The sequence below is a fragment of the Agromyces mediolanus genome (genome assembly GCF_044917495.1).
Classification (GTDB): Bacteria; Actinomycetota; Actinomycetes; order Actinomycetales; family Microbacteriaceae; genus Agromyces; species Agromyces mediolanus_B.
Map to the genome: position 1 here is coordinate 1 of NZ_JAVSSI010000024.1, position 5,344 is coordinate 5,344.

The following is a 5,344-nucleotide window of genomic DNA, read 5'->3' on the forward strand; positions in this document are numbered from 1 at the left end:
GGTGCGTCCGTTTCTTGAGAACTCAACAGCGTGCACTATGTTCAATGCCAATTTATTGAACCCCAGCCTGTTTTTGCAGGTGGGATTCCTTTGATTGATGGACAATTTGATTTTGATTAGTCAGTTGTTTCTCTGTCAGTGAACAAACTCTGGGTCGGGCTTTCGGGTCTGGTCTGAATCATTTTTTTTGGAGAGTTTGATCCTGGCTCAGGACGAACGCTGGCGGCGTGCTTAACACATGCAAGTCGAACGATGAACTTGGAGCTTGCTCTGGGGGATTAGTGGCGAACGGGTGAGTAACACGTGAGTAACCTGCCCTGGACTCTGGGATAACTTCGAGAAATCGGAGCTAATACCGGATAGGACCTTGCACCGCATGGTGTGGGGTGGAAAGTTTTTCGGTTTGGGATGGACTCGCGGCCTATCAGCTTGTTGGTGAGGTAATGGCTCACCAAGGCGTCGACGGGTAGCCGGCCTGAGAGGGTGACCGGCCACACTGGGACTGAGACACGGCCCAGACTCCTACGGGAGGCAGCAGTGGGGAATATTGCACAATGGGCGCAAGCCTGATGCAGCAACGCCGCGTGCGGGATGACGGCCTTCGGGTTGTAAACCGCTTTTAGTAGGGAAGAAGCCTTCGGGTGACGGTACCTGCAGAAAAAGGACCGGCTAACTACGTGCCAGCAGCCGCGGTAATACGTAGGGTCCGAGCGTTGTCCGGAATTATTGGGCGTAAAGAGCTCGTAGGCGGTTTGTCGCGTCTGCTGTGAAATCTAGAGGCTCAACCTCTAGCCTGCAGTGGGTACGGGCAGACTTGAGTGGTGTAGGGGAGACTGGAATTCCTGGTGTAGCGGTGGAATGCGCAGATATCAGGAGGAACACCGATGGCGAAGGCAGGTCTCTGGGCACTTACTGACGCTGAGGAGCGAAAGCGTGGGGAGCGAACAGGATTAGATACCCTGGTAGTCCACGCCGTAAACGTTGGGCGCTAGATGTGGGGACCTTTCCACGGTTTCCGTGTCGTAGCTAACGCATTAAGCGCCCCGCCTGGGGAGTACGGCCGCAAGGCTAAAACTCAAAGGAATTGACGGGGGCCCGCACAAGCGGCGGAGCATGCGGATTAATTCGATGCAACGCGAAGAACCTTACCAAGGCTTGACATACACGAGAACGGGCCAGAAATGGTCAACTCTTTGGACACTCGTGAACAGGTGGTGCATGGTTGTCGTCAGCTCGTGTCGTGAGATGTTGGGTTAAGTCCCGCAACGAGCGCAACCCTCGTCGCATGTTGCCAGCACGTTATGGTGGGGACTCATGTGAGACTGCCGGGGTCAACTCGGAGGAAGGTGGGGATGACGTCAAATCATCATGCCCCTTATGTCTTGGGCTTCACGCATGCTACAATGGCCGGTACAAAGGGCTGCGATGTCGTAAGGCGGAGCGAATCCCAAAAAGCCGGTCTCAGTTCGGATTGAGGTCTGCAACTCGACCTCATGAAGTCGGAGTCGCTAGTAATCGCAGATCAGCAACGCTGCGGTGAATACGTTCCCGGGCCTTGTACACACCGCCCGTCAAGTCATGAAAGTCGGTAACACCCGAAGCCGGTGGCCTAACCCTTGTGGAGGGAGCCGTCGAAGGTGGGATCGGTGATTAGGACTAAGTCGTAACAAGGTAGCCGTACCGGAAGGTGCGGCTGGATCACCTCCTTTCTAAGGAGCACTGGACCAGCTTGCTGGTTCCAGGTCAGCCAGATTGAGGCGAACGTTCTCACTGGTTGCTCATGGGTGGAACATTGACATAGGTGCTCGTCTGAATGGTTCAGACCTAGTACGCCTTCTTTTGGGGGTTGGAACGGTGGGGGCCGGCCGGGCGGGTACGTGCACGCTGTTGGGTCCTGAGGGACCGGACGCAGCCCCTGTTTTTTGGGGTGGCTGGTTTCTTGCAGGCCCTTGCTGATGCTCACTGTGGTGGGCGGGTGTGGGGGTGCTGTTCGTCTGTTGAGAACTACATAGTGGACGCGAGCATCTTAGATTGACGCTCTTTCGGGAGTGTCGATCACAAAGATTCGTAGGACGTGCCCTTTTGGGGGTGCGTTCGACTAATCATTGGTCACCGCCGGCCCTTCGGGGTTGGTGGTTTCTGAACTCATGTGATTTCAAGTTTCTAAGAGCAAACGGTGGATGCCTTGGCATCTGGAGCCGAAGAAGGACGTCGTAATCTGCGATAAGCCTCGGGGAGCTGATAAACGAGCTGTGATCCGAGGATTTCCGAATGGGGAAACCCCGCCAGGCCCTTTGGGTGACCTGGTGACTCCCGCCTGAATATATAGGGCGGGTAGAGGGAACGTGGGGAAGTGAAACATCTCAGTACCCACAGGAAGAGAAAACAACCGTGATTCCGTGAGTAGTGGCGAGCGAAAGCGGATGAGGCTAAACCGGTCATGTGTGATACCCGGCAGGGGTTGCATGGTCGGGGTTGTGGGACCTTTCGGGCTGTTCTGCCGGACAGCCACGGTGACGCGTATGCGATAGACGAACCGGATTGAAAGCCGGACCGGAGTGGGTGTGAGTCCCGTAGTCGAAATCGTGTGCGGCCCGGAGAGGGATCCCAAGTAGCACGGGGCCCGAGAAATCCCGTGTGAATCTGCCAGGACCACCTGGTAAGCCTAAATACTCCCAGATGACCGATAGCGGACAAGTACCGTGAGGGAAAGGTGAAAAGTACCCCGGGAGGGGAGTGAAATAGTACCTGAAACCGTTTGCTTACAAACCGTCGGAGCTCCCGTGTTGGGGTGACGGCGTGCCTTTTGAAGAATGAGCCTGCGAGTTAGTGATCTGTGGCGAGGTTAACCCGTGTGGGGTAGCCGGAGCGAAAGCGAGTCTGAATAGGGCGATTCAGTCGCAGGTCCTAGACCCGAAGCGAAGTGATCTATCCATGGCCAGGTTGAAGCGACGGTAAGACGTCGTGGAGGACCGAACCCACTTAGGTTGAAAACTGAGGGGATGAGCTGTGGATAGGGGTGAAAGGCCAATCAAACTTCGTGATAGCTGGTTCTCTCCGAAATGCATTTAGGTGCAGCGTTGCGTGTTTCTTGCCGGAGGTAGAGCTACTGGATGGCCGATGGGCCTCAACAGGTTACTGACGTCAGCCAAACTCCGAATGCCGGTAAGTGAGAGCGCAGCAGTGAGACGGTGGGGGATAAGCTTCATCGTCGAGAGGGAAACAACCCAGACCACCGACTAAGGTCCCTAAGCGCGTGCTAAGTGGGAAAGGATGTGGAGTTGCACAGACAACCAGGAGGTTGGCTTAGAAGCAGCCACCCTTGAAAGAGTGCGTAATAGCTCACTGGTCAAGTGATTCCGCGCCGACAATGTAACGGGGCTCAAGCACGCCACCGAAGTCGTGGCATTCATACAATCGATAGGCCTTCGTGGTCCAGTCGTGTGGATGGGTAGGAGAGCGTCGTGTGCCGGGTGAAGCGGCGGTGGAAACCAGCCGTGGACGGCACACGAGTGAGAATGCAGGCATGAGTAGCGAAAGACGGGTGAGAAACCCGTCCTCCGGAAGACCAAGGGTTCCAGGGTCAAGCTAATCTGCCCTGGGTAAGTCGGGACCTAAGGCGAGGCCGACAGGCGTAGTCGATGGACAACGGGTTGATATTCCCGTACCGGCGAAGAACCGCCCACACCAATCCAGTAATGCTAACCATCCGAACTGTCACATCGTTCCCTTCGGGGGACACCGTGGCGGGGAGCATGGGACCCGGTCTGGTGCGGTGAGCGTATTAACAGGTGTGACGCAGGAAGGTAGCCCAGCCCGGGCGATGGTTGTCCCGGGGCAAGCGTGTAGGCCGAGTCGTAGGCAAATCCGCGACTCATACAGGCTGAGACGTGATGCGGATGAAAAGTGGGTGATCCTATGCTGCCGAGAAAAGCATCGACGCGAGGTTCTAGCCGCCCGTACCCCAAACCGACTCAGGTGGTCAGGTAGAGAATACCGAGGAGATCGAGAGAATCGTGGTTAAGGAACTCGGCAAAATGCCCCCGTAACTTCGGGAGAAGGGGGGCCGGATCGTTGTAGGCACTTGCTGCCGAAGGCGTGAAGGCCGCAGAGACCAGTGGGAAGCGACTGTTTACTAAAAACACAGGTCCGTGCGAAGTCGCAAGACGATGTATACGGACTGACGCCTGCCCGGTGCTGGAAGGTTAAGCGGAACGGTTAGCTCTTCGGAGCGAAGCTGAGAAGTTAAGCCCCAGTAAACGGCGGTGGTAACTATAACCATCCTAAGGTAGCGAAATTCCTTGTCGGGTAAGTTCCGACCTGCACGAATGGCGTAACGACTTCCCAGCTGTCTCAACCGCGAACTCGGCGAAATTGCAGTACGAGTAAAGATGCTCGTTACGCGCAGAAGGACGGAAAGACCCCGTGACCTTTACTACAGCTTGGTATTGGTGTTCGGTGTGGCTTGTGTAGGATAGGTGGGAGACTTTGAAGCGGGCACGCCAGTGTTCGTGGAGTCATTGTTGAAATACCACTCTGGTCACTCTGGATATCTAACTTCGAACCGTGATCCGGTTCAGGGACAGTGCCTGGTGGGTAGTTTAACTGGGGCGGTTGCCTCCCAAAGAGTAACGGAGGCGCCCAAAGGTTCCCTCAACCTGGTTGGCAATCAGGTGGCGAGTGTAAGTGCACAAGGGAGCTTGACTGCGAGACTGACAGGTCGAGCAGGGACGAAAGTCGGGACTAGTGATCCGGCAGTGGCTTGTGGAAGCGCTGTCGCTCAACGGATAAAAGGTACCTCGGGGATAACAGGCTGATCTTGCCCAAGAGTCCATATCGACGGCATGGTTTGGCACCTCGATGTCGGCTCGTCGCATCCTGGGGCTGGAGTAGGTCCCAAGGGTTGGGCTGTTCGCCCATTAAAGCGGTACGCGAGCTGGGTTTAGAACGTCGTGAGACAGTTCGGTCCCTATCCTCTGCGCGCGCAGGAAATTTGAGAGGATCTGACCCTAGTACGAGAGGACCGGGTTGGACGAACCTCTGGTGTGCCAGTTGTTCCGCCAGGAGCACCGCTGGTTAGCTACGTTCGGGATGGATAACCGCTGAAAGCATCTAAGCGGGAAGCCGGCCTCAAGATGAGATTTCCATCCCCTTCGGGGGGAGAGGCGCCCAGCCAGACGACTGGGTTGATAGGCCAGATGTGGAAGCACCGCAAGGTGTGCAGCTGACTGGTACTAATACGCCGATAACTTGATAATCACTATCTACATCACGTTTGCAAAAGGCACGATGTAGAGCCTGATGACTCGCGTCCACTGTGTGGTTCCCAACAGACGAACCAAAC

Annotated in this window: 2 rRNA genes; both read left to right on the top strand. The window is 55.9% G+C overall.

The window, feature by feature from the left end:
- Positions 1–184: 184 nt before the first annotated feature.
- Positions 185–1,709, top strand: a 16S ribosomal RNA gene (locus ROT00_RS18285).
- A 444-nt stretch (positions 1,710–2,153) separates the two neighbouring features.
- Positions 2,154–5,258: ribosomal RNA gene (locus ROT00_RS18290) — 23S ribosomal RNA — on the top strand.
- Together the 16S and 23S rRNA genes form the textbook arrangement of a ribosomal RNA operon.
- Positions 5,259–5,344 lie beyond the last annotated feature (86 nt).